The following is a 25,942-nucleotide window of genomic DNA, read 5'->3' on the forward strand; positions in this document are numbered from 1 at the left end:
TGATTGAAGGCGCTCCATACTGTAATTTTATACAGCATTCCGTATCGCAGTCGCACGGAAGGATGCCTGCGGCATCCGCGCTCTTGACCTCGGCCTGAAGGCCGAGGCTTGCCGCGCATTAGGTCAAAAGCGTCTTCACCACCAGGCGCGCAGCGGAATTACGTTTGGTCCGCATGGTCGCGAAATGCGCCTCTGCAAGCAACGCGAAGAAGTTCGCCGCCATCCCTGGCTCCGCTGGAACAAAGTCCAACAGTTTCACCGCATTGAATTCGAAGCGCACCCGGGTTCCCCATGCATCGAAAGAAACGGCGTTTGGCCGCCAGCTCCGGCTGCGGTCCGCCAGCACGGCAATACTAACGACTTGGCACGCATACAGGTCGGACAAGCGCCCCCAGCAAGTAAACATGCGCTCCGCGAACCCGCGCTGCCGCGACAACTGGATCTCGATATGGATAAACAGTTCGCGGCCATCCCGCAACTGCACCCGCACCAGCTTATCCAGCCGGCGCAAGCCGGTTGTTGCGCCGCGTGCCACCTGGCGCAATTCCTGGTCGCGGAATTCCGGCTCCACAGACCAGTCGATTTCAGCAGCCAACCCTGGGCAAAACAGCATAATGAAGTCCCGGATATACCGATCCAGTCCGGCCTTCCAAGGGTTGTCATAGTCGTCATTTGGCGTTTCCATGCGCCCTTTGACCACGCCCCTGCGCCCGAGTTCCCGCCGCCCGCAAGATTGACTTTATTGCCCTGCTGTCATATAGTCCCAAGTCTTGATCGGGAGAGACCAGCGCACGCTGGCGCCGAAGGGGCATAACCCAGAAACTCTCAGGCAAAAGGACCGGTCAGGGGCCCACAAGGGCTGAACTCTGGAGAGCGGCCCGCCACAGCGCAGGGCCCACCGAAGGGGCGTGCGGGATATCTTCCCGCTATCTCTCAGGTACCAAGGACAGAGGGGTAGGCGAAATTACGTTCAGTTAACACCCTACTCTTAAGGCCCGAGGTATCAATGACGCTCAAAGCAACCCCACTCAATAACGCTCATCGTGCCCTCGGCGCCCGTATGGTCGACTTCGGCGGCTGGGACATGCCGGTCAACTACGGCTCCCAGATTGAAGAACACCACGCCGTGCGCACCGACGTCGGCATGTTCGACGTGGCCCACATGTGCGTCGTGGACCTGAAAGGCGCGAACGTACGCTCCTTCCTGCGCGGCCTGGTCGCCAACAACGTCGACAAGCTGCAGGTATCGGGCAAAGCCCTGTACTCCTGCATGCTGACCCCGGAAGGCACCGTCATCGACGACCTGATCATCTACTTCATCAACGAAGAATGGTTCCGCCTGGTGGTCAACGCCGGCACCGCTGAAAAAGACGTGGCCTGGATGAACCAGCAGAACGCCGCCACCGGCGCCGGCATCAGCATCACCCAGCGCCGCGATGGCGAAGGCGCGATGGCCCTGATCGCCGTGCAAGGCCCGAACGCCCGCGCCAAGGTATGGGAAGTGATCCCGGAAGCGAAAGCGCCAACCGCTGAAATGAAGCCATTCAACGTGGCCCTGGTGCCAGGCACCGCCTTCGGCGAAGCAATGGTGGCCCGCACCGGCTACACCGGCGAAGACGGCTTCGAAATCGGCGTACCAGCCGACCAGGCTGAAAAACTGTGGAACGCCCTGAACGCCGCCGGCGTCAAGCCAGCAGGCCTGGGCGCGCGCGACACCCTGCGCCTGGAAGCCGGCATGAACCTGTACGGCCAGGACATGGACGACACCGTGAACCCGCTGGACGCCGGCCTGGCATGGACCATCGACCTGGTCTCCGAGCGCGACTTCATCGGCAAAGCAGCCCTGCAAGCCAAAGGCCAGAACGCCCAGTTCGTCGGTCTGATCCTGCGTGAAAAAGGCGGCGTACTGCGCGCCCACCAGAAAGTTATCGCCGCCAACGGCGACGCGGGCGAAATCACCTCCGGCACCTTCTCCCCGACCATGCAGCAAGCAATCGCCCTGGCCCGTGTGCCGATGGGCGTGCAAGTCGGCGACACCGTGCACGTTGAGATCCGCGACAAGAAGCTGGCTGCCACCGTAGTCAAGCTGCCTTTCGTCCGTAACGGTAAAATCCTGGTTGCCTGACCAGAAACTGAATAACATCACCTAGCCTTGGAGCCAATATGAGCAACATTCCAGCAGACCTGAAGTACACCGAGTCCCACGAGTGGGTACGCGCTGAAGCAGACGGCACCGTGACCGTCGGCATTACCGCTTTCGCACAAGACGCCCTGGGCGACATCGTGTTCGTCGAGCTGCCAAAAGTGGGCCAATCCTACGACGCCGGCGCCGACGCCGCCGTGGTGGAATCGGTCAAAGCCGCCTCCGACATCTACGCACCGATCGCCGGTGAAGTGGTTGCCGTGAACGAAGACGTGGCCGGCGCCCCAGAGTCGATCAACGCCGACGCCTACTCCGCGTGGCTGTTCAAGATCAAGCCAAGCGACGCAGGCGCCATCAACGGCCTGCTGGACGCAGCCGCATACGGCAAAGTCGCACAGTAAACACCGCATCATCGGGCCGGCTCTATGCCGGCCCTTTCCACATTCTGGCCAAGAGATTTTTCACCATGACCCGCACCAGCCTGACCCAACTTGAAGCCCGCGATGCCTTCATCGCCCGCCACATCGGCCCGGACGCCGCAGAACAGCAGCAAATGCTGGACGTGCTCGGCTACGCCACCCGCGCCGCCCTGATCGATGCCATCGTCCCACCGGGCATCCGCAACAAGAGCGAACTGCCACTGGGCCAGTTCTTCCAGCCGCTGCCAGAGAACGAAGCACTGGCCAAGCTGAAGGGCATCGCGTCCAAGAACAAGGTGCTGAAATCCCTGATCGGCCAGGGCTACTACAACGCCCACACCCCGGGCGTGGTACTGCGTAACATCTTCGAAAACCCAGCCTGGTACACCGCTTACACCCCGTACCAGCCAGAGATTTCCCAAGGCCGCCTGGAAGCGATCCTGAACTTCCAGCAAACCCTGATCGACCTGACCGGCATGGCCATCGCCAACTCGTCCATGCTGGACGAAGGCACCGCCGCAGCGGAAGCCATGACCCTGATCCAGCGCGTCGGCAAATCCAAGTCGATGACCTTCTACGTCGCCAACGACGTGCTGCCGCAAACCCTGGAAGTGGTGCAGACCCGCGCCGAGCCGCTGGGCATCACCGTCAAGACCTTCGACCCGTCCGAACTGGCTGGCGTGACCGACGCTTTCGGCGTGCTGCTGCAATACCCAGGCGTGAACGGCGTTGTGCGCGACTACCGCGCCGCCGTTGAAACCGTGAAAGCCACCGGCGCCATGGTGATCGTCGCTGCCGACCTGCTGGCCCTGACCATGCTGACCCCGCCAGGCGAATGGGGTGCCGACGTTGTGGTCGGTAACTCGCAGCGCTTCGGCGTACCGCTGGGCTTCGGCGGCCCGCACGCCGGCTACATGGCGACCCGCGACGAGTACAAGCGCTCCATGCCAGGCCGCCTGGTTGGCGTGACCATCGACCAGAACGGCAACAAAGCCTACCGCCTGGCCCTGCAAACCCGCGAGCAGCACATCCGCCGCGAAAAAGCGACCTCCAACATCTGTACCGCACAGGTACTGCTGGCTGTGATGGCCTCCATGTACGCCGTCTACCACGGCCCGAAAGGCCTGAAACAGATCGCGGAACGCACCCACCGCTACACCGGCATCCTGGCTGCCAACCTGAAGTCCCTGGGCTACTCGGTCAACGACAGCTTCTTCGACACCCTGACCATCGCCACCGACAAGGCAGACGCGCTGCACGCAGCCGCTGTTGCCGCCGGCATCAACCTGCGCAAGATCGACAGCCGCCATATCGGCGTATCGCTGGACGAAACCTGCGACCGCGACACCCTGGCAGCACTGTGGAATGTCTTCAGCGGCGGCAAAGCAGCCCCTGACTTCGACGCAGTCGAAGCAGCGGTTGGCACCAACTTCCCGGAAGCGCTGGTACGTACCTCCGCCTACCTGGAGCACCCAACCTTCAACCGCTACCACAGCGAAACCGAAATGCTGCGCTACCTGCGTTCCCTGGCCGACAAGGACCTGGCGCTGGACCGCACCATGATCCCGCTGGGTTCGTGCACCATGAAGCTGAACGCCACCAGCGAAATGATCCCGGTGACCTGGCCGGAATTCTCGACCATCCACCCGTTCGCACCAAACGACCAAACCGTCGGCTACCGCGAAATGATCGCCCAGCTGGAAGACATGCTGTGCGCCGTGACCGGCTACGCCGCTGTCTCGCTGCAGCCTAACGCCGGCTCGCAAGGCGAATACGCCGGCCTGCTGGTGATCAAGAAGTACCACGAGTCGCGCGGCGAAGGCCACCGCAACATCTGCCTGATCCCATCCTCGGCACACGGCACCAACCCGGCATCCGCCGCCATGGTCGGCATGCAGGTTGTGGTCACCGCCTGCGACGACAAAGGCAACGTCGACCTGGTCGACCTGAAAGCCAAAGCGGAACAGCACTCCAAGAACCTGGCCTGCGTGATGGTGACCTACCCATCCACCCACGGCGTGTTCGAAGACGGCATCACCGAACTGTGCGACATCGTCCACAAGCACGGCGGCCAGGTGTATGTGGACGGCGCCAACATGAACGCACTGGTTGGCGTAGCCGGCCCAGGCTCGTTCGGCGGCGACGTGTCCCACCTGAACCTGCACAAGACCTTCTGCATCCCGCACGGCGGTGGCGGCCCAGGCGTCGGCCCGATCGGCGTTGGCGCACACCTGGCCAAGTTCCTGCCGAACCAGCGCTCCAACGGCTACGTGCGCAGCGAAGACGGCATCGGCTCGATCTCGGCTGCACCATTCGGCTCCGCATCGATCCTGCCGATCTCCTGGATGTACATCGCCATGATGGGCGGTGAAGGCCTGACCGCAGCAACCGAAACCGCAATCCTGAACGCCAACTACGTCGCACGCCGCCTGGCGCCGCACTTCCCAGTGCTGTACTCGGGCCACGACGGCCTGGTAGCGCACGAGTGCATCCTGGACCTGCGTCCGCTGACCGATGCCACCGGCATCAGCAACGAAGACGTGGCCAAGCGCCTGATGGACTTCGGCTTCCACGCACCGACCATGAGCTTCCCGGTACCAGGCACGCTGATGATCGAGCCGACCGAATCCGAGTCCAAGATCGAACTGGACCGCTTCATCGACGCCATGATCGCCATCCGCGCGGAAATCGCCAAGGTTGAATCGGGCGAATTCGACAAGCTGGACAACCCGCTGAAGTTTGCCCCGCACACCGCCGAAGTACTGCTGGCCGACAAGTGGGAACGCAAGTACAGCCGCGAAGTCGCCGCCTACCCAGTGCCTTCGCTGCGCAAGCAGAAGTACTGGCCACCGGTCGGCCGCGCCGACAACGTGTACGGCGACCGCAATCTGTTCTGCGCCTGCATTCCAGTCAGCGACTACGCATAAGCGCACGCTTGCCTGAAATGAAAAACGCCGGTACCTTCGGGTGCCGGCGTTTTTTTTGCTGCAACCCGGTAAAGCAGGGTCAGACCCAAGGGTCTGACCCTGCTTTACTGGGTTTAAAAAGGAAGTGAATGAAACAATCCACCAAATCAGCCCTGTTATCCGGCCTGGTGCTCCCCGGCATCGGCCAACTGGTCATCCAAAAGCGCCGCATCCGCGGCCTGCTCTTCATGGTCCCCGCGCTAGCCGCCTTCCTCTGGCTAATGTACGGCCTCTCCATGGCCACGATGAAACTGATGTACGACGCAGCCACCGGCAACCTGCCCACCGACATCGCCGCCGTCACCGACCGGCTACTTGGCTACGCCACCGTGCCCGGCTACAGCATCGCCCTCTGGATCATGTTCGCCTGCTGGTTAGCCAGCCTGCTCGACGCCCTGCTAATTAAAGACAAAGCCTAGGCCACACTCCGCGCAACACGAACCGCCCGCTGCACCTCCTGCGCCTCATCATCCCACACCGCAGCCTGGGTAATCTCCTCCGCCCCCACCTGCGCCCCATCCGAATTGAAGCGCAGCCAGGCCAGCGCGCCGCCCGGCGTCACCCCGATAGCGTGTACCCCGCCATAGTTCGGCGCCGCCATCAACGCCGCCATCACCAGGGTAGTAGCAATCGGCACCGGCACACTCCAATGCCCGCCCGGCTTACGGCACACCAGCCAAAGCCCGCCCGCCCCATCGCCATAAGCCAGGTACTCCCCAGCCGCATTCGCCTCGCTCCACACCACGCAAGCGCCACCGATATTCGCCACCTGCTGCGGCACCGACTGCCCGCCGCGATAGACAACAATGCTCTCCCCCGCCACAAACACATCCGGCACATTCGGCACATTGGAAGGCGCCAGGTGCAGGCAGCAAGCACGCCGTGGCAACCCCTGGTAATCGATCGCAATCCCCCACGCCGCCGCCCGCGCAAAGCTGTTAAAACGCAGCGTACGCCCAGTCGAAGACTCACTCAGACGCCATGCCCCCGGCACGCGATAGCTGCCCACCGCCGTCGCCAACGCCGCCGCGCCGCCCTGCTCCTCCCAAGCCATCAACGGCCCATCCATCGCCGCATTGAAGTACCAGGTATTGGAAGCCGTCACCAGCACCATAGGCACAGCGCCAGACTGCAGCAAGCCGAAAGCAATACGCGTTACATCCCCGTCCACCTCCGGCACCTGGCGCGGCGCCATGCCGCGCATGACTTCCACCCAGCCCGCCTCATCGAGATGATTGGACACGCCAACCGCCACGTGCACAGTCGGCCCGCCAGCGCTGCCCCACGGCGCCATCGCCAGCGCAATCGCAATCGAACCATCCGGCGCCTGGCGCACATCCAGCGCCTGCACCTTGCCCGCCTGATTCAAAGGCAGCATGCCGCTCAAATCCGTCTGCGACCAGCGCCCGAAAGGCGTGCGGCGGAACATGTAAAGCGAACGGTTCGCGCCCAACGTAAACACCAACGGCAAGCCAATCGAATCACGCACCACGAACAGCGGCAAGCGCGCACCCGCCGGCGCCGCGCACGGGCTGGACCGGTAGCCGGTCTCATACAGCGGCACCAGCTCCTGCCGTACCAGCGACGCCAGCTCGCGCCCCGCAGTCAGCTGGCTGCGCCAGTACGCGAAATCCGCTGGCTGCGAAGCATCGTAACGATCAAACACCGCGTTATAAGCGCGCAGCAAACGCTCCTTGGCATCCAGCTCCGCCACTTCTGGCCGCGCCAACAGATTCAGCGCCAATTCAGCACGCCCACGCACTGCCTCGCCCTGGCAGCTATAAAAAGTAGTCCACGACAGGGCCTCGCTCGCCATCGGCTCGCGCTGCAGCACAATGCGCGCCACGCGCGCGGCCGCATAACTCAGGGCGCCAGACGCACTGGCGCCCCCCCACTGTCGTACCTGCGCAACCGGCGCAGACGTCATTAGCACAGACATGCTTCACGCTCCTAATTCGATTTCAATGTCACCAGACTCGTTGATGCGCAAGTCACGGCACCCCAGCTTGCGCTCTGGGGCCAGCCCCTCCGCAACGGCAGCGAACATATCGCCCGTGACCGTTGCCAAGGAACCGGCAATATCTTGTTGAACCGAAGACAGGCTGGCGGCATTGCCATCCCACCACAGGTTGATGCGCTGGACGTTCAGCAAATGCGGCAGCGGATCGGACACCACATAAATGCCGGTGGTGCCCGCATCGGTAGCGGGCATACCCTTGCGCGCCAGCGCGGCGATGGTCACGCGGCCATCCTCCACCTGCCACTGCAAGCGCAGCGACCATTGCAAGGTGGCGCGCGCCCAGGCCTTACCCATATAGCTGCGCTGGCGCGACAGCGGCAACTCCTGTTTGACACTGTCCCACTCATAGCGCCCCAGGACGCTGCTGATATCCAGGGTCGGGCGCACCACGCCATCCGGACCGGCCTGGCGGCCCATGGTCACCGTGCACTGCAAGTCCTGCTCGGACTCGCGGTCATGCAAAGTGCGGTTCGCCTCCTGCCAGTTCAGCAGGACATGGTCGCGATAAGTCCAACCATTGACGTTGCGGACAAAACGCGCGCGCTCGCCGTTGCTCAAAGTCGCCTCCACTCCCGACTTCTCGTTCTGGCTTTCATGCTGGTTAACCTGGGCGATGCCCTCGCGCGAGGCCACATAATCTGGCAGCGAATCCAGGCGGCGCTGCAGCTTCTCCACCACCATCGGGTAAATGTATTGGCGCAGGAAGCTCTCGCGGTTGATCACCGCGCGGCGCATTGCCGTTTTTTCGAGCACTGGACCGGCCCAGCTGCGCAGCCAATGGCCCACCGCAGTTATAAAGAATTCTTTCAGCGGTGCGTTATCACATGGCAAATATGATTTATCAACGTCACACAATGCCGCCTGCAAAACGAGGCCGCCGTATTCATTTACGGCCGCCGTGAACTCCAGACGCCAGCCAGCGACCGGCTGGCGCAAAATGTCCTTACGGCCATAACCATTGTAAAAGCGCAAACTACCTCCGCCCAGGGTCAAGGTCAGGTGGGCCAAATTGGGGCTTGCCGAATCGTAACGAATCTCAATTGGACGCAACACGGCTTCGTCTTCACCCTCGCCGCCCAAGGCCAGGCTGCCGACCTCGATGCTGCCGTAACGAATGCTGTTAGGAAACTCTCCAGCCTCCCGCATTGCCGCGATAGTGCTCTCAAGCAAATTTCCCGAAGTAAACCAGCTAGCCGACAACTGTTGTACGGAAGTCGCCGTTTCGGAACCGATCTCAAAAAATACCGCTTTAGTAGTGACCATTTTTGCTTTAGAGAATGTTAAGATTTAGCCGTTTGGCAATGACCGCACTTTAGGTAAAAATGTCTTCCTTAGCCTTCCGGAAATCTTCCGGCGGCCGGAAGGAAACCTTCCGGACCGGAAGAATTGCTCCGGAAGATTTCTAAGTCATTGATTTATAAGAACAGAAGAATAGAAGGTTGGGCAGGCAATGGAGTTCCAATTCGGCGACTGGTTAGTCAGTCCGGAAGCCAATATTGTTAGCAACGGGGAGGCAAAAACGCAGCTCGAGCCACGCGTGATGGCCGTGCTACGCTATTTGTGCCGCCATCCGGGCGCCGTAATTCCGGCGGAAGAGATCCTGCAAGCTTGCTGGGGAAGCAACGAACTGGGCGACAATCCGGTCCACAAAGCCATTACCCAGCTACGCCGCGCCTTTGGCGACTCGAGCACCGAACCACGCTATATTGAGACAATCCGCAAGCGCGGCTACCGCGCCATCGCCCCGATCGTCACCTTCGCAGCCCCGCCCTCAACTGTTTGGGAAGGCGGGTCCCCGTTCCGGGGTCTTGAAGCATTCCAGGAAAATCACGCCGCCATTTTCTTCGGCCGCGTGCAAGCCACCGCCCAACTGCGCGACCTGGTGATGACCCAGGCCGCCCATGGTTGCCCGATGGCACTGGTACTCGGCCCATCGGGCTCCGGCAAGACCTCCCTCGTCCGCGCCGGCCTGCTGCCACATTTAATGGCAAGCGCTACCCGCTCCGATGAACCGATCGGCCTGACTAGCACCGTCTATTTAGATTGCGCCGACCTCGGCAGCGGCACCCTGTTCCAGGCATTAGCCGGCGCCCTGATCGACGCCGACATCAACGGCCAGCCCCTCTTCCCCGGCGCCAGCGCTGACAGCCTCGGCAGTCGCTTAGCCGAAGCCCCGGAAGCAGTCGCCGCCGAACTGCGCGAACGTGCCTGTTCCCGCGCCGTGGTCGGCGTCTTCGTCGACCGCCTCGAAGCCGTATTCCGCGCCCAACCCGGCGAAGCCGACCGCTTCATCGCCGTGATCGACGCCTTGGCCAAGTCGAATTGCCTGCTGATGCTGATGGCATGCCGCAATGACTTCTATCCCGACGTCATGGCCCAGCCAGTGCTGTTGACCTTGAAAACGCGCGGCGGCCACTTCGACCTGTTGCCGCCCGATGGAGCAGATATAGCCCAGATTGTGCGCGAGCCCGCCAAAGCAGCCAGCCTGACATTTGAGAAGGACGAAACGACCGGCGCAAGCCTGGACGACGTCCTCTGCGACGCCGCCAGGGGCAACCATGACATGCTGCCGCTGCTGCAATACACCTTGAACGAGCTTTATCGCCAGCGTGGCGATGACGGTAGTCTTAGGTTCGACGTATTCCGCCAACTTGGCGGCATCGAGGGAGCAGTCGGTGTTCGTGCAGAACAAGTGGTTTCGCAGCTAACGGCATCCCAGCTTGACGCACTGCCGCACGTCCTTTCATTAATAGTAAACGTTGGCGAAGACCACGGATCAGTAACCTCACGTCGAAGCCCCTTGTCGCTTCTGCGCACCGAAGAAGAGCGCGAGCTGGTCCGGGTCATGGTCGAAGCACGCCTTTTCGTAAGCGAGTTGGCGGGCGAAGTACCGAGCTTTGGTGTGGCGCACGAAGCCCTGCTGCGCCAATGGCCCCGGGTGAGCGAATGGATTGAGCACCACCGCCACGCCCTCCAACTGCGCAGCCGTATCAGCGGCCAAGCCAACCGCTGGCTGGAAGGTGGTCGAAGCCGCGACCTTCTCCTCCCACAAGGAACCCAGGTCGCACAAGCGTCAGAGCTTCTGGCACTCAAAGACTTCTCTCTGGCCCCTATAGAGAAAGAGTATGTAAGCACTTCGCTCAATCGCGCACGCTTTTCCGAGCGTGTTCGATTGGGCGTGACCATTCTGATCGGCCTTCTCGCGATTCTTACCGCTATTTTTGCGCTGCGAGCGAGGTTCGCTCAGCAAGAAGCGGAACGCAACCGAACTGAAGCAGAAGGTCTCATGACTTACATGCTGGGTGATTTTTTGGAAAAATTGCGCCCAATCGGACGCTTAGATCTGCTTGATGACGTAGGCACTAAAGCGTTGGCGTATGTAGGAAGGAAAGACGAGTCTGGGACGAGCCTAGCGTCTTTAGTAAGTCGTATAAAAGCGATGAGACTGATTGGGGAAGTTCATGGCGCCCGAGGGAGAAGCGACGAGCAGTTCAAGATAAATACGGCTATCAAAGAGTTCATTCACCATGCACCTAGCGAATTCAAGGTTCAGTCAGATTTCTTAAAGGAAGCTGGAGCTAACGCTTTTCTGTTGGGCACGTACTACAGAAACCGCAACGAACTCGATACTGCAGAAAAATATTTAGTTGAATATCGCGAATTCAGCATTCGTTATGCTGCAAACAATCCATCTCGCGTTGAGGGCTGGCTCGAGCAATCCTATGCGCATTCGGCTTTAGGTGCCTTAGCTATGACCCGAAGTGACTATCAACGTGCCAAAGAAGCCTTTACTAAATCGTTGTCACTTCAACGCCAAGCCGCTGAGGCAGTCGCCCCAGATGACAAAAAAAAGAGCGAATTGGCGAATACCTTGTCATGGATTGCGGAGACCTCGCTGAAATCAGGCGAGCCTGCCACGGCGATGAAGTTTTATCGCGAAGAGCAGGAGTTACTTATGACGGTTCAAGCCTCCAACGCGCGGGCCAAAAACATGCTAGCCGCATCATTAATGCGTCAGGCAACTTTGAGCACATCTTTTGGAGAACGCGTCGATGCGCAGCGTGCACTAGCAGAAGCCGTGCAGATCATGAATGCTCTCTCGGAAAAGGATCCTACAAACCGTATGTGGCAGCAGTTCCAATTGCAGGCGAAAGGAAGACTGGCGGAAGCAAGATTAAATTCCAACAATACCGCCGAGATCTTGAACGAGCTAAACGAAGTTTGCACAAAAATAACTAAAATGATGAGTGCAGACACAAAAAATATTTGGCTTGCCAATCTGTCTGCGAAATTTGATTTGGCTAGGGCGCAAATGCTGATTGCATTGAATCGTCGAGATGACGCATTTCAACTATTAGAACAGGTAATCGAACGCGTCGAAGTACTCCACACGAGCGCGACTAAGGATATGTCGCTGCTTAGCACATATGTGGATAGTATTTTGACTAAAGCTGATATTGTCCGTCACACGTCTGGGCCGAGTTCAGCATTATCGCTCTGCAAACGCTCTTTCGCCGCTTTAGATGTAGTTGATCCGAACACAAACGATTACACTTTACTTGCACTGAGTGTTAGAACAAATCTATGCTTAGGGAACTCCGAGACAGTGAATGCCCATCTTTCAAAACTTAAGAAAATGGGGTATCGAGACGAGCGTTTTAGGCAGTTAATTTCCACTAACCCGTTGATAAAGGGAACCTATGAGAGATAAAGTGAAAAATGATTCCGACACCATACACGTAAAGGTTGTCGTAACAGAAACCATATCGGGCTACAGCGCGGAGTTTGATCCGAAAATTATTGATGTCGACGACAACGATAGTATTTTGAGCTTCCGCCTAGTTTCGCCTACGCCAGATAACGTGGTTATCGATAAGGTAAGAATTAAGCAAGTGGGGCAAGACCAGCTTAGTAAACCCTCAATCAGTCAGAACGGAAAGCGAGCGATTCTGTCAGATGAGAATACGGTTCAAGGACAGTTCAATCTCCAGTTCACGTTCAAACAAAAAGGAACTGCAGCAGCGGCGTTGGCTCGTACAGCTGACGAAGAATGCAAGGAAGAAAGTGACGAATATCCAATCATCATTAACAATCCGCCTTAAGGAGAGGCAGGAAAGCAAATGCGAGCCTAACGAGCTCGTTTAATTTGATTCCTATTTAGGTGTAGGAAATGCACGCGGCCGTCGTTTTTCGGCCGCGCGCGCCACTAATTCAAGCTCCGTCGTTGCCTTATCCTTGTCGAAACAATTTAATCTAAATCCATCAAAGTTTGTATGGTCCCCCGGTGGGCAGAATTTCTGAGATTCTCGGCAATTGAGCTTTGCACCTAACCATCTTGTTAGGTCTGCCAGCACTCGTGGTAACGCCGATATGCAACACTCCAGGATGAAACGCATTCACGAAGTCGAAATTGGACATATTCAGGGCGGCGAGATCGAGATTCTGATTGACGGTTAGCAGAATCTGAAGGCTATCAACACGTTCATCATTCCTTCCGACCAGCATCAGCGCATGTTATCCAAAGCGCCGCGGGCGCCGTGTATGCGGCGTTCTGCGGCGTTTTTGTTTGTGGCGGTGCAGCGGCGGATCACCGCCCAATAGGAGGTGGCGAGGCAGGTGGTGCCATCAAAGTAGCCGCGCTCGCGCAGGAGCTTGTGTACGGCTGGCAGTTTGTAACCTGGCACCGTGGCGGCCATGTGGTGTTCGGTGTGGTAGTTCACGAAGTTGGGCGCGACGAACAAGCGCGCAATAGGGCCCGCCAATGTGGTGGCGGTGTTGCGGCGTGGGTCGCGGTCCATGTGGTCGGGGACGCCGCCGTGCTCGCCCATCACGCGCAGGCGCAGGATCAGAGGGAAGACGAAGGTCTGGCCGAGCCACCAGCACGCGTAGACCTCCGGCATGCCGAGCGCCCATAGCGTAGCGACGATCAAGCCATGCATCACGAAAAAGGGATACAGGGCGCCGCGATCGGTGGGTTGGAATTGGTAGATGATACCTTTCACGCCATTCACGCCGGAGATATCACGCAGGAGTTTGCGCAACAGACTGGCGCGGGTGGCGGGGTAGCCGCTGACGAAAACCAAGTCCGGGTCGGCGCCAGTGCCGGCGGTGCGGTGGTGTTCGAGGTGGCCGCGCCGGTAGGCGGCGTAAGGCACATTCGGCAAGGCGCCGAAAATCCATTTGCCAAACCATTGGTTGGCGGGGCGTGAAGTGAAGAAGTTCAGGTGCGCGGCGTCGTGCGTGAGGATGGCGAAGCCGAGGGCGCGGCCGGCCAGCAAGGCGGAGGCGAGCACCCAGGCGATTGGGTGGCGCCACAGCACGGGCAAGGCGAAGCCCAATGCAACCAATCCGATGTTGACGGCGACAACCCTGGAGGCGCGTGCGTTATCCGCGGTCGTGAATTCGCGCAGTTCTTGTTTGCTGAGGTAGGTGAGGATATTCATGCTGCCCATCCTACCGCCGCAAGTCCAATGGCATGGTACAGTATTCGCCATGCAACATACTTTTTCCGCCACCTCAGTCAATCTCTATATCGACCATCAATGCTGGATGGGTGGCGTCATGCTGATCCGCGAACTGCTTGCAGTGGCGGGCACACTGAACGCGCGCGAGCCGGACCTTGCTGCGGCGGCGATGTTTGATGTGACGCTGGTTGGGCCGACACTGCAGCCAGTGCGCTCCTTCACCGGCCCGCTGATTGTGCCGGAGCGCAGCCTGCGCAATGTGCCTCAGGCGGATGTGCTGGTGCTGCCTTCCTTCTACGGCGTAGCACCGGACCGCCCTGCCCTGGTGCGATGGATCGTTAAGCACTACGAACGCGGTGGCTGCATTCTTGCATCGGCCAGTGGGGTGCGGCTCCTCGCGGCAACCGGCTTGCTGGATGGGCGGGACGCTACCTGCAACCTGGCGGACCGGCGCGCTATCGCAGCCAGCCGGCCTGCGGTCAGGCTGTCGCCGCAATCGCCCTTGGTCATCGACGGGCGCCTGGTCACGGCGGCGAGCATTGCGCCGACTATCGACGCTTGCGCGCACCTGGTCAGTCGATTCCACGGCGAGAAAGCGGCGCTGAAATTTGCGCGCTATGCGAATTCATCGCGCCAGTTGTCTTATGAGCAGGCGGCGGTGAATGCCAATAGCCGTCACCAGCACGGCGATGCGCGCGTGGAGGCGGCGCAAACCTACATCGAACAGCACTGCTGCGCCGGCATCACGCCGGATGATGTGGCGCGCCATGTGGCGATGAGCACGCGCACGCTGGCGCGGCGCTTTGCGGCGGTGCTGGGGCTTACGCCGGTGCAATACATCCTGCAATGCCGCGTGGAGCAAGCCAAGCGTTTGCTGGCGCGCCCCGGCAACAGCTTGCGGCGCGTGGCGATTGAGTGCGGCTTCAGCGATGAGGCGGTTTTCCGGCGTGCGTTCAAGCAGGTTGCGGGACAGCCGCCTAGTGCGTGGAGAACATTGCTGTCCAGCTAATGGTTGTTGTTAAAAGGTGCTGACAGCTTCTATCGGGCTGTACATTCCCACATGGCAATGCCACCATGTACCACCACTATAAGAACGATGCAACGGGATGAGACACAGTGCACTGCATGGCCTTGGCAGAGGGCCGCTGGCAGTCTGGCTGCTCGCGGCGGCGAACGCTTGCGCGCAAGATGCCGACCTGACTACTTTGCCGCTTGAGCAACTGATGTCGATGGAGGTGTATAGCGCCTCCCGCTTCAACCAGAAAACCTCGCAAGCGCCTTCCAATGTGACCGTACTGACGTCGGCTGATATTCGCGCCTACGGCTGGCGCACGCTGGCTGATGCGCTGCGCAGCATCCGTGGCGTGTACACCAGTAGTGACCGCAGCTACAGCTATGTGGGTGCGCGCGGGTTCCTGCGGCCGGGCGATCTGAATGCGCGCTTCCTGCTGCAGATTAACGGTACGCGCATCAATGATCCCGTATTCGACCAGGCGCTGCTTGGCGGCGAGTTCCCGCTGGACCTGGAGCTGGTGGACCGGATCGAGTTTGTGCCGGGGCCTGGGTCCTCCGTCTACGGCGCGAATGCACTCTTCGGCGTCATTAACGTGATCACGCGTCGTGCGCAGGATATCGAAGGCACGCGCGCGACGCTGGAAGCGGGCCAGGGACGCGCGCGCGGCGGCAGCGCGAGCTACGCCTGGCGCAACGCCGATGCGGAGCTGGTGCTCGGCGCGAACCGCACACTGAGCGATGGACGCGACCTTTACTTCCCCGAACACGGCGCCAGCGCCATAGGTCTGGACTGGGAGCACGCGAGCCGCTTCTTCGCGCGCGGCCAGTGGGAGCCCTGGTCGCTCATGCTGTTGAGCGGTGAGCGCACCAAAAGCATCCCTACTGCTTCGTTTGGGCAGCCTTTCAACGTGCCCGGGTCGCAGACGCTGGACCGCTTGCGGCTGGTGGACCTTGGCTACCGCAACGCCATCCTGCCATTGCATGGCGAACTGACGGCGCGGCTGTACCACGGTGAGTATTACTACGAGGGGCACTACGTGAACCAGGTTCCGTTCGGGACCATCAACCGGGACATCACCCGTGCGCGCTGGTGGGGCACCGATGTTTCGCTGTTCATGCAGCTGGGCCAGTCGCACAAGCTGGTCCTCGGTGCGGACTATCAGTACAACCACGACCTCTCGCAAAAGAACTTCGACACCGAACCGTTCGAGGTCTACCTCGACGACAAGGCGCAGGGCAAGCGGCTGGGCATCTACCTGCAGGATGAGATTACGCTGGCCGACGGGGTCTTGCTGAATGCGGGCCTGCGCTACGACCGCGAGACCAGCACCGGCGGTGTGTTTAATCCGCGCCTTGCTTTGATTGCGGAAGTGGCGCAGGGCACGACCGTCAAGGCGATCTATGGCAGTGCGTTCCGCGCGCCGAATAGCTATGAGATGTTCTATGGCATAGACGGGCAAGGCGGACAGCTCGCCAATCCGGAGCTGGGCCGCGAGCGCATTCGCAGCCATGAGCTGTCATTGGTGCGGCGCATGGGCACGAACGCTCGCTTCACGCTCAGCGCCTACTCGAACCGTGCGTCGAGCCTGATCACCCAGGTTGAAGATCTGGACCAGGGCTTGCCGATCTTCCGCAACTTTGCACATGCCACCGCACGCGGCGTCGAGTTTGAATACGAGCATTGCTTCACGCGCGGCGCCAGCTTGCGGGCCAGCGTTGCGCGGCAGCGTGTTTCGGCCAGCACAAATGAGGTCAATTCGCCGCACTGGCTGGCGAAGCTGAACGCGGCTGCGCGGCTTCACGGCGCATGGCATGCAGGCCTGGAGGGCCAGTATGTCAGCGCGCGCAGCTTATTGGGCCGGGGCGAGGCTGGCGGCTATGTCCTGGCAAACCTGAACCTGTACACCATTGGCTTGACGCGTCACTTTGACCTGGCGCTCGGCGTCAGCAACCTGTTCGACAGGCGCTATGCCGACCCTGCCTCAGTGGCCTACGTCCAGCGCACCATCGAACAGGACGGGCGCCGTGCCTACTTTAAGGTGAAGGTGGCCTACTGATGCGCGCCCACCTTGCCCTCCTCCTTTCCTGCCTGCTGCTGTCCTGCGGGCTGGCGAGCGCGCAGTTGCCGACGGGCGCGGATGAGGCGGAGCTGAAAGCGGCCATCCTGTTTAATTTTGCGGTGTTCACGGAATGGCCGTCGGACACACTGCCAGCCAGCTCGCCGCTGCGTTTATGCGTTTTCCAGGGGAATGCCTTGCTTACTGCGTTGACGGGCCTGCAGGAGAAGCAGGTCAACGGGCACCGGCTTTTGGTGCGCACCTTGCCGGGGGCGCCCGGTGCGGCGCAGCTGGCGAGCTGCCACTTGCTGGTGCTCGATGCGCAGGATCGCGAGCGCTGGCCTCTGCTCAAGCACGACCTGGCCACCAGCAGCGTGCTGACCGTGGCGGATGATCGGATCATCGGTGCCAATGGCGCGATGATTTCGTTTGGCATCGACAATCGCCGCGTGGGCTTCGATGTGGACCTGGTGCCGGTCAAGCTGGCGCGCTTGACCTTGAGCTCCAAGCTGCTGCGCCTGGCAAGGAGCGTCCAATGAAGGCGCATAAGAAAATCGCGCTGCTGCCGATCGGCAGCAAGGTGGTGCGCTCGACCATGCTGGCGGCGGGTGCGGCCTTGTGCCTGGCTGGCTTGCTGATGGTGGTGTTCCAGTTCCTGGCTTTGCGCAGCACTTTGCTGCGCGACTTGCAGGTGCAGGCGCGCATCGTGGGCAATAACAGCACGGCTGCCCTTCTCTTCAGCGATGCGCGGGCGGCGGAGGAAATCCTGGGCGGCTTGTCGGCTTCGCCCAGCGTGCAGAGTGCGAATATCAGCTTGGGCAGCATGCCGCTGGCGCAGTTCCGCCGCAATGGCGCGCCGGTGCCGGAGCTGCCGCAGAGCGCTGGCGGGGAGTCGCTGCATTACTACGGCATGGATTACATCGAGGTGCAGGAGCCGGTCCGTATCGATAAGAAGATCGTGGGTTCGGTGTCGATCCGTGCCACATTGCTGCCGCTGTACCGGCGCGCGTTTGCCTTTGCCGGCTTTACCGCAATTGCGACGCTGGGTTCCTTTGCGCTGGCTTGGCTGCTGGTGCGGCGCATGCGGGCGGCGGTGGCGCAGGCGGAGCAGAACCTGCATTTGTTGGCGCACGTTGATCCCGTGACCTGCCTGCCGAACCGGAATGCCTTTAACGATAAGCTGGCGTATACGCTCAAGCGCGCGGACCGGCAGGAGACGGCGGTCAGCTTGCTGTTGCTGGACCTGGACAATTTCAAGGTGGTGAACGATACGCTGGGGCACGATACGGGCGACAAGTTGCTGCGGCTGGTGGCGGAGCGGCTTACGCAGACGCTGCGCAGCACGGACATCATCTGCCGCATCGGTGGCGATGAGTTTGTGGTGATCGTGGAGCCGGCGGATGACGAGGTGGAGCCGGACCAGGTGGCGCGCAAGATCTTGCGTGCCTTGGCGGACCCGTTCATGGTGGAGACGCATCAGCTTTTCGTCAGCGCCAGCATCGGGGTGAGCGTGTATCCGAAGGATGCGGGCGATTCGGCGGCGGTGATCCGCTGTGCGGATATCGCCATGTACCACGCTAAGAACAAGGGCAAGAACGCCTATGAGGTCTTCCATGAGGATATGGCGGCCAAGGCAAGCAAGCGTTTGGCGCTGGAGGCTAACCTGCGCAAGGCTTTGCAGAATAATGAGCTGTCTTTGCACTATCAGCCGCAGATCGATGTGCGCTCGGGGCGTATGCGGGGCATGGAGGTGCTGGCACGCTGGAATTGTGCTGCGCTGGGCGGGCCTGTGAGTCCGGCGGAGTTTATTCCGGTGGCGGAGGAAAGCGGTGTCATCGTTCCGCTTGGGCGCTGGGTGCTGCAGACGGCGATCCGGCAGGCGGCGGCTTGGCGCAAGATGGGCCTATTGGAGGATATTGAGCATGTGGCGGTGAACCTTTCTGCTTGCCAGACGAAGGATGTGCAGTTGATGTATGAGGTGCAGGCTTTGTTGATGGAGACGGGTTTGCCTCCGCGTTTGCTGGAACTGGAGATTACCGAGGGTGTGCTGATGGAGAATGTGAATGCGAATATCGCCTTGCTGCATAAGATTCAGGCGGCGGGGATTCACTTGTCCATCGATGATTTTGGGACGGGGTATTCGTCCATGGCGTATTTGAAGCGGTTCCCGATTGATCAGTTGAAGATTGACCGGAGCTTTGTGAATTCGGTGCCGGGGGATGGGGCGGCGATTGCCAAGGCGATTATTGCGATGGCGCATTCGCTTAATCTCAGCGTTGTGGCGGAGGGCGTGGAGACTGAGGAACAGGTGGCGTTCCTGTCGGATGCGGGGTGTGATGTGATGCAGGGGTTCTACTTTGCGCGGCCGATGCCGGCGGAGCAGTTGGAGGCGCTTTTGCGGGAAGGTAAACTCTGGGCTGCCTGAAAACCGGGAAACCGGGGTCTGACCCAAGGGTCAGACCCCGTCCATTCAAGCGTTCGGGGTTTCGGTTGTGCGCCGTTGATCTTCGTCGAAAGTCAAAGGCCTAGACCCAAAATCAGTGGTCGCTTGCCGGGTTTAGTCCAGCTTAGTGGCGTGCTCGCGCGTAGCGTGGAACGTCAGTTTAGGCCAGCGCTCCTGGGTCAGGCGCAGATTCACGCCGGAGGTTGCCAGGTAAGCCAGGTTACCCGCCGCGTCGTAGGCCACGTTGTGACCCAAAGCGGCTTCAAAGTCGGCCAACGCCTTCTTGTCGTCGCTCGAAACCCAGCGCGCAGTGCTGATCGAGGTACCCTCAAACACCGCATCCACGCCATATTCGTTCAGCAAGCGCGAGGCAACCACCTCGAACTGCAGCACGCCCACCGCGCCCAGCACCACTTCACCGCCCTGCACCGGCTTGAACACCTGCACAGCGCCCTCTTCGCCCAGCTGCTGCAAGCCCTTCTGCAGCTGCTTGATCTTGAGCGGATTACGAATCCGCACCTGGCGGAAGAAGTCCGGCGCGAAGTAAGGAATGCCGGTGAACTGCAGCATCTCGCCTTCCGAGAAGGAATCGCCGATCTGCATATTGCCGTGGTTCGGCAGGCCGATGATATCGCCCGCGTATGCCTCTTCCACCTGTTCGCGCGACGACGCCATGAACGTCACCACGGAAGACACCTTCACCTCGCGGTTCAGGCGCAGGTGCTTGACCTTCATGCCGCGTTCGAAACGGCCCGAGCACACGCGCAGGAAAGCGATACGGTCGCGGTGCGCCGGATCCATATTGGCCTGGATCTTGAACACGAAGCCGGAAAACTTTTCTTCGGTCGGCTGCACGGTACGCACGGTTGCATCGCGCGATTCCGGCGCCGGCGCCCAATCGACCAGCGCGGACAGAATCTCGCGCACGCCGAAGTTATTGATCGCGGAGCCGAAGAAGACCGGGGTCTGCTTACCAGCCAGGAAGTCTTCCAGGCTGAATGGATGCGAGGCGCCGTGCACCAGCTCCACTTCCATGCGCAGCTGGTCCATCTCCATCGGGAACATCTCTTGCAGGCGCGGGTTATCAATGCCCTTGATCACCTCGAAGCCCTGCAAGCTCTCTTCACCGGCGCGGAACAGCAGGATTTCGTCGTTGATCAGGTGGTACACGCCGCGGAAGTTCTTGCCCATGCCGATCGGCCAGGTCACCGGCGCGCACTGGATCTTCAGCACGGATTCGACTTCATCCAGCAGCTCCAGCGGATCGCGGCATTCGCGGTCCAGCTTGTTCATGAAGGTCACGATCGGCGTATGGCGCATGCGGCAGACGTCGAGCAGCTTGATGGTCTGCGCTTCCACGCCCTTGGCGGCGTCGATCACCATCAGGCCGGAGTCGACCGCGGTCAGCACGCGATAGGTGTCTTCGGAGAAGTCCTGGTGGCCCGGGGTGTCCAGCAGGTTGATGATGTGGTCGCGGAACTCAAACTGCATCACCGAGGAAGCCACGGAAATGCCGCGCTGCTTTTCGATCTCCATCCAGTCGGAGGTGGCGTGGCGGCCGCTCTTACGCGCCTTCACGGTACCGGCCATCTGAATCGCGCCCGAGAACAGCAGCAGCTTTTCGGTCAGCGTGGTTTTACCCGCATCCGGGTGGGAAATAATGCCGAAAGTACGGCGGCGCGCGACCTCCCGCGCGATCAGCGCGGGAGTCTTGCTCGTAGATTGAACTTGGATATCGTCAGACATGATGGCAGCCAGCGGTTGGCGCAGACGGAAAACCCGCTATTTTACCATCAGTCCGCCCTCTTTTAGTCGCCTTTCACCCGGCGCCAGCCTGCCGGGTGCACCTCGGCCGACTTCAGTTCCTTGACCGGCTTGGTGATGGTTTCGCCCTTGGCGGTGGTGGTAATCATCTTCAGCTCGCCCTTCGGCAGGCGGACGATGATGAAGCCCACCGCAGCCGAGGTATTCGACAGGGTGCCGCCGACAACATTGCTGCTTACACCAAAGCCTTTGCAAACATCCACGCCGTAGTAGTTACTGGTGCCGCCCACCGAGCAGGAGGACTCCGAGCTCGGGATATTGGTCACCACGTTGGCCACGCCGCTGACGATCTTCGGATCCAGATTCATGCGCTCGCCCTCGTTCAGTTTCCAGTCGAAGAACCAGCCGCTCTTGGTCAGCAGGTTCACGTCGTTCTCGCTGATGGTGATGACGGAGGAGTTGGCGCCGCTTTCGCTCAACACCTTCTCCACCATACCGCTGCCGCGCACATCGACTTTGACGCCGGTGTCCTTTACCAGATACAGGCTCTGCACATCGGTATTGGTGGTGTCGGGTACGTCCAGCAGGCGGCCGGTACCGAACAGCACCACGCGCTGCGTGCTGATATCGCCGTTGGCGTCCTTGACGGAGCACAGCGTCACATCCGGACGCGCCGTGATTGGCTGCTTCACGCCGGCATCGGCCATTTCCACCACCGTCACCGCACCGGAAGCATTGGTCAGGTCGAAGCGCCACATGCGGCCGTCGTTGTCGCCGCCATACACGTAGGTGAAGACAGGATCGGTGGCCGGATCGGCGGTGATAGCGGTGATCTTGGCCAGGCCCGAAGGCGTGGTGGTATCGCCCTTGCCGGTGCTGATCTTTTTCAGGATCGCGCCGGAAGCCACATCCACGATGTACAGGTAGCCCTTGCCGTCGCCGGTATTCACGCCGTCCACGCCTGGCGCATTGTTATAGCCGGACGTCAGCAGCACCACCCATTTGCCGTTCCACAGGCCGAACTGCGGGTTACCGAACGTCAGGCCGATGTCCGGATCATTATTGGCCGGGCAAACGGTAGCGTTGGCGCACAGCTCCCACAGCGGCTTGACGATGCCTTTGTCGGCTTCCGTCACGTCCAGTGCGTAGAAACCGCGCCCGCCGCCGTTCAGGCCCGCCACCATCACGGTGCGCCACTTGCCGCCGATCTGCACATCGCCCAGCTCCGGCGAACCGTCGGTGGTGAAGATGTGGTTGGTGGCGTAGGTGGTGCTGGTCAGGTTCCACAGCTTGCTCATGGTGATGCGCGGCACGTAGGCAAAGCGCTCCTCGCCGTTGCTGGCGTCGAAGGCGTGCAGCATGCCGTCGTTGGCGGCGGTAAACACCGTGGCCGGACGCGCGCCATACTCGGCCTTGTAGTTGGAATAGCCGGCCGTGGTGTAGCTCTTACGCGGCTCGCGCAGGTAGGCCGGCTTGGACGAAGCGATATCGCCCAGCACGATCGGAATCGGCCCGGACGCACCGTTCGGCGTAAAGTCGGTCTTGGTGTAGGCGCGGAAGATCTTGTCGTCGCCGTGCTGTTGCTGGCCGCGCAGCCAGTTCACCATATTGGCGCCGCTGTCTACTTTGGCACGGTCTTCGACCGGCAGCAGGATGCACTGCGGCAGCGAGGTGCACTTGCTGTCGAACCAGGACTTCTCCAGCGCCGACAGGTTGTCGTAGGTGAAGCTCTCCAGGGCGCCCGATTCGTCCATCTTGTAGATGTTGCGGCTATCGCTGGCGGCGGCGACATCCTTGCCCAGCACGGCGGTGGTGGTCCAGACCGGGGTCGGGTTGACTTCGCCGGTGGCGGTGTCGATCTTGCGGTCGGCCAGTTCACCGTACCATTTCACGGTGGTGAAGGTGTCGGAGAAGATGTCGTTGTCTTCCAGCGAAATGTTCGGGGTCGAGGTCGCAGCGGCCGATGCGGCGCCGATGGTCTGCTGCATCTTGCCCAGCGCTGCGGCCAGGCCGTCCACCACTTCCTTCGGCTCGTTGGCGCTGAAATACAGGCCCTTGCCGTTCACGGCGGCGTGCCACAGGTCGTCCACGCGGGCTTGCACGGTGTTGCTGGAGCTGCCCACTTCTGGATCAGGCCAGACCCACTCGCCGCCGCCATTCCATGGGCAGCCGGTCTTCACGCCGGTGATCACGTTGTAGTAATCGCCGCCGACTTTCGGCGAAGTGGCGTAGTTCTTCTCGTAGGTCATCAGGCCGTCCATGCCCAGGCCGAGGGTGAAGGTGTTCATGTGCAGGTGGGTGTTTTCACCGGCGCCGGCTGGCACCTTGCCCGGCTTGCTCAGGTCCTTTTCCAGCGCGTCGCCGCGCAGGGCCACCGTTTTGGTCGAGGAACCGCCGTTGTACCAGTGCAGCGCGACGTCGGCCAGCGAAGGCGCGGCCTGGGTGCGGGTATCGACGCAGCCGCCGGCGCGGGTGCAGAAGCGTGTAGGGTCTTCCTTGTTGTCGTTGTTCACCACGTTGGCGGTGGAACCGCCGTTCCAGTAGCCGTCGGTCGTGAACAAGGTGAAGTTCTGCTGGCAGGGGAACTGCACCACTTCCTCGCCGGCCGCATACTCGTAGGGGGCTAGGTTGGAGAACATGCGGCCCACATTGTCCAGCGCCGGGCGGCTCGGGGTGGAGCCGCTGGTGGTGGTTTCATACAGCTTGGTGTAGAAGTTGGAGCGGTTGGTGCCGGTGAACTCGGCCGGCTTCATCTTCATGGCGCCGCCAACCGCCGCCTCCGACAGCAGCGCGTAGCCGACGCGGTAGTTCGCATTCAGCGAGGAGAAGGCCAGGCCGACGGCCGACTTCATCATCTGCATGCGGCTCTTGTAGTAGGTGTACCAGTTGGCGAAGTTGGTCATCTCTTCGTTATAGCTGCAGGTCGCGCCGGCGCAGTCGGTGCGGGCCGCAACCTTGGGATAGGTATTGCCCGGCAGGATATCGACGCGCGCGAAGGCGGTGCTGATGCCGCTGGAGATCGGCATGGCCGATGTCGGAATGCTGTCGATGGCGGTATCGCTGGCATAGCGATCGCTCAGGTCGATGCTGCCGGTAACGGTATGGGTGATCGACAGGTTCACCCCTTTGGCGCCGGCGGTATCGGCCACGCACACCCAGGACGCATCCAGGCCGGCGCACATCTTGTTGGACTGGTCGCCGCCCACATAGGCCACCACGCCGGGGATCTTGGCGTTGTTGATGGCGGTGCGGATCAGGCCGGATACCTTGAACTGATCCGAGTTCTTGCCCAGGTCAATGCTGGTGCTCACCAGGGTCTTGGTGCCCAGTTTGATCTGGGAGATGGTGGCAGCGGTATTGTTACCGGTCTTGCCTTCCACATTCAGCAAGGCCGTGGCGGGCCAGTTGGCGCTTGGCACCGGGCGCACCTGGTTCGACTCGGCGCTGATGATCCAGCCGGCGCGGGTATTCAGCGTCACGTCGTCCGGCAGCAGCTCGCAGTTGGCCATGTCCTTGGGCGCGGCGCTGCACTTGATCGGCATCACGGCCACCACGTCGTCCGAGCTCAGGGTAATGCCGTGGCTCGAGCAGGCCGACACCGTCGGCTGGCCGACCGGCGCACGCACACAGGCCCAGTAAGGGTTGGTGCCAGGCGAAGCCTTGTTGGTGGCGATGATGTTGGCGGCGATGGCGCTGGCCAATGCCGCGCGCTTGGCGAGCGTGTCGGTGCCGGTGCTGGCGGTCATGGTGCCGCTGGTGATAGTGGTCGCGGTGCCGCTGGCCGGGTTGCGCACGGCGACAAAGTTGACGTTCAGCGACGTGGCGGTATTGCTGGCGCCCACCGCCAGCGTGCCGAAGGCCTTGTTGGTGGCCAGCGGCGTGGAGAACTTGGGCCACTTGAAGGCGCCCACCTGCTTTGCCTGGCAGTTGGTCAGCTTGGTCGAATCGCACCAGCGTACTTTGGCCGGGACCGGGTAGCCGGCCGGGGCGCTGGCGCCCGGCGTGGTCGAGACGCACTTCTTCATGGTGTCGTCGACGCAGTACTCGGAGACCACGATATTGTAGTAGTACGGGGCGCCGCTTACCGCCTTGCTGGTGGAATAGGTCTTGTCCGGGTAGGAGTAATTGCTATTCAGCTTGCAGTCCGTGTCCAGGCACCAGGCCAGGTCGGGGAACTCGGTCACCAGGTTGATGGTGGTGTCGCTGTTGCCGGACAGATTGCGGTTCAGTTTTCCGAAGCCATCGCTGTTGACGACGGTCCAACTGGCGGTGTTGCCCGCCGTTTGGTCCGGGTAGCTGCTGCCGTCCCATTTGATCGGCGCCTGGTAGCGGATGCGCGGATTGTAATACTGGCGGTTGAAATCAGGACTCATGAACGGCGGGTGGCCGGGACTGCAGGCGGTCTGCCCCGCTTCCAGCGTGGCCAGCGAGCGGCACAGGTTGTCGTTCACATTGTCCGGCGTGAAATGCGATTCCATCGAGCCGGAGTTATCGAACAACAGCATCAGGTTCGGTTTCACCGTGCCGGTGCCGCTGATGTTCAGCAGCGGCACCTGGGCGATATTGGTCTTGGCTGCTTCGGCCGCGCCAGGCAGCAGGGCCGAAGCCAGCGCGGCACTGGCCGCGACAAGGGTAGATAGTTTTTTCATGGT

General features: G+C 61.0%; 16 protein-coding genes and 2 riboswitches. Of the genes, 10 read left to right on the forward strand and 6 right to left on the reverse strand.

The features are described from left to right. Nucleotides 1-118: 118 nt before the first annotated feature. The gene (locus GTP41_RS22530) at nt 119-685 is read right to left on the reverse strand and encodes an RpnC/YadD family protein (RefSeq protein WP_161027837.1); all 567 of its coding nucleotides are present in this window, start codon (nt 683-685) and stop codon (nt 119-121) included. An 80-nt stretch (nt 686-765) separates the two neighbouring features. Further along, nucleotides 766-851: riboswitch (glycine riboswitch) on the forward strand. A gap of 5 nt (nt 852-856) precedes the next feature. After that, a riboswitch (glycine riboswitch) is annotated at nt 857-960 on the forward strand. Nucleotides 961-1,006: 46 nt separating this feature from the next. Here GTP41_RS22530 and gcvT point away from each other — a divergent pair. The 4 genes from gcvT to GTP41_RS22550 all read left to right on the forward strand — a co-directional run bounded on the left by gcvT (nt 1,007) and on the right by GTP41_RS22550 (nt 5,947). Further along, the gene (gcvT, locus tag GTP41_RS22535) at nt 1,007-2,125 is read left to right on the forward strand and encodes a glycine cleavage system aminomethyltransferase GcvT (RefSeq protein WP_161027838.1); all 1,119 of its coding nucleotides are present in this window, start codon (nt 1,007-1,009) and stop codon (nt 2,123-2,125) included. Between the two features lie 38 nt (nt 2,126-2,163). After that, nucleotides 2,164-2,544: a glycine cleavage system protein GcvH gene (gene gcvH, locus GTP41_RS22540; RefSeq protein WP_161027839.1), complete on the forward strand. Its 381-nt coding sequence runs from the start codon at nt 2,164-2,166 to the stop codon at nt 2,542-2,544. Between the two features lie 65 nt (nt 2,545-2,609). After that, the gene (gene gcvP / locus GTP41_RS22545; protein ID WP_161027840.1) at nt 2,610-5,489 is read left to right on the forward strand and encodes an aminomethyl-transferring glycine dehydrogenase; all 2,880 of its coding nucleotides are present in this window, start codon (nt 2,610-2,612) and stop codon (nt 5,487-5,489) included. Between the two features lie 128 nt (nt 5,490-5,617). Next, complete coding sequence (locus GTP41_RS22550; RefSeq protein ID WP_161027841.1) at nt 5,618-5,947, forward strand: DUF6677 family protein; 330 nt, start codon at nt 5,618-5,620, stop codon at nt 5,945-5,947. Here GTP41_RS22550 and GTP41_RS22555 read toward each other — a convergent pair. Together GTP41_RS22555 and GTP41_RS22560 are read right to left on the reverse strand one after the other, a co-directional pair. Beyond that, nucleotides 5,944-7,467 carry a hypothetical protein gene (locus tag GTP41_RS22555; protein WP_161027842.1) on the reverse strand — a complete coding sequence of 508 codons (1,524 nt, stop codon included), beginning with the start codon at nt 7,465-7,467 and terminating at the stop codon, nt 5,944-5,946. The two genes, GTP41_RS22550 and GTP41_RS22555, sit on opposite strands and share 4 nt — an antisense overlap. Nucleotides 7,468-7,470: 3 nt before the next feature. After that, a complete protein-coding gene (locus GTP41_RS22560; RefSeq protein WP_161027843.1) occupies nt 7,471-8,811 on the reverse strand; it encodes a hypothetical protein in 1,341 nt (446 codons plus the stop codon). Between the two features lie 187 nt (nt 8,812-8,998). On the opposite strand from GTP41_RS22560, the gene GTP41_RS22565 reads away from it, so the two are divergent. Both GTP41_RS22565 and GTP41_RS22570 read left to right on the forward strand, forming a co-directional pair. Beyond that, nucleotides 8,999-12,259 carry an nSTAND1 domain-containing NTPase gene (locus GTP41_RS22565; protein ID WP_161027844.1) on the forward strand — a complete coding sequence of 1,087 codons (3,261 nt, stop codon included), beginning with the start codon at nt 8,999-9,001 and terminating at the stop codon, nt 12,257-12,259. A gap of 1 nt (nt 12,260) precedes the next feature. Then, on the forward strand, nt 12,261-12,650 hold the full coding sequence (locus GTP41_RS22570) for a hypothetical protein (RefSeq protein ID WP_161027845.1): 390 nt from the start codon (nt 12,261-12,263) through the stop codon (nt 12,648-12,650). Nucleotides 12,651-13,052: 402 nt separating this feature from the next. Here the strand turns inward: GTP41_RS22570 and GTP41_RS22575 are convergent, their stop codons facing one another. Then, nucleotides 13,053-13,991 carry a fatty acid desaturase family protein gene (locus GTP41_RS22575; protein ID WP_161027846.1) on the reverse strand — a complete coding sequence of 313 codons (939 nt, stop codon included), beginning with the start codon at nt 13,989-13,991 and terminating at the stop codon, nt 13,053-13,055. A gap of 49 nt (nt 13,992-14,040) precedes the next feature. On the opposite strand from GTP41_RS22575, the gene GTP41_RS22580 reads away from it, so the two are divergent. The 4 genes from GTP41_RS22580 to GTP41_RS22595 all read left to right on the forward strand — a co-directional run bounded on the left by GTP41_RS22580 (nt 14,041) and on the right by GTP41_RS22595 (nt 19,508). Continuing rightward, nucleotides 14,041-15,021 carry a GlxA family transcriptional regulator gene (locus GTP41_RS22580; RefSeq protein WP_161027847.1) on the forward strand — a complete coding sequence of 327 codons (981 nt, stop codon included), beginning with the start codon at nt 14,041-14,043 and terminating at the stop codon, nt 15,019-15,021. A gap of 97 nt (nt 15,022-15,118) precedes the next feature. After that, nucleotides 15,119-17,083, forward strand: coding sequence for a TonB-dependent receptor plug domain-containing protein (locus GTP41_RS22585; protein WP_161027848.1), 1,965 nt, complete (start codon nt 15,119-15,121; stop codon nt 17,081-17,083). Further along, nucleotides 17,083-17,622 (forward strand): YfiR family protein, encoded by a 540-nt coding sequence (locus GTP41_RS22590; protein WP_161027849.1) that lies wholly within the window; start codon nt 17,083-17,085, stop codon nt 17,620-17,622. Before GTP41_RS22585 ends, GTP41_RS22590 begins: the two co-directional genes overlap by 1 nt. Beyond that, nucleotides 17,619-19,508 carry a putative bifunctional diguanylate cyclase/phosphodiesterase gene (locus GTP41_RS22595; protein WP_161027850.1) on the forward strand — a complete coding sequence of 630 codons (1,890 nt, stop codon included), beginning with the start codon at nt 17,619-17,621 and terminating at the stop codon, nt 19,506-19,508. Before GTP41_RS22590 ends, GTP41_RS22595 begins: the two co-directional genes overlap by 4 nt. A 132-nt stretch (nt 19,509-19,640) precedes the next feature. Here GTP41_RS22595 and GTP41_RS22600 read toward each other — a convergent pair whose 3' ends face one another. After that, entirely contained in the window at nt 19,641-21,272 is a 1,632-nt protein-coding gene (locus GTP41_RS22600) for a peptide chain release factor 3 (RefSeq protein WP_161027851.1), read from the reverse strand. A 62-nt stretch (nt 21,273-21,334) separates the two neighbouring features. Continuing rightward, nucleotides 21,335-25,939 (reverse strand): pilus assembly protein, encoded by a 4,605-nt coding sequence (locus tag GTP41_RS22605; protein ID WP_161027852.1) that lies wholly within the window; start codon nt 25,937-25,939, stop codon nt 21,335-21,337. Nucleotides 25,940-25,942 lie beyond the last annotated feature (3 nt).

The organism is Pseudoduganella guangdongensis, assembly GCF_009857475.1.
Taxonomy (GTDB): domain Bacteria; phylum Pseudomonadota; class Gammaproteobacteria; order Burkholderiales; family Burkholderiaceae_D; genus Rugamonas; species Rugamonas guangdongensis.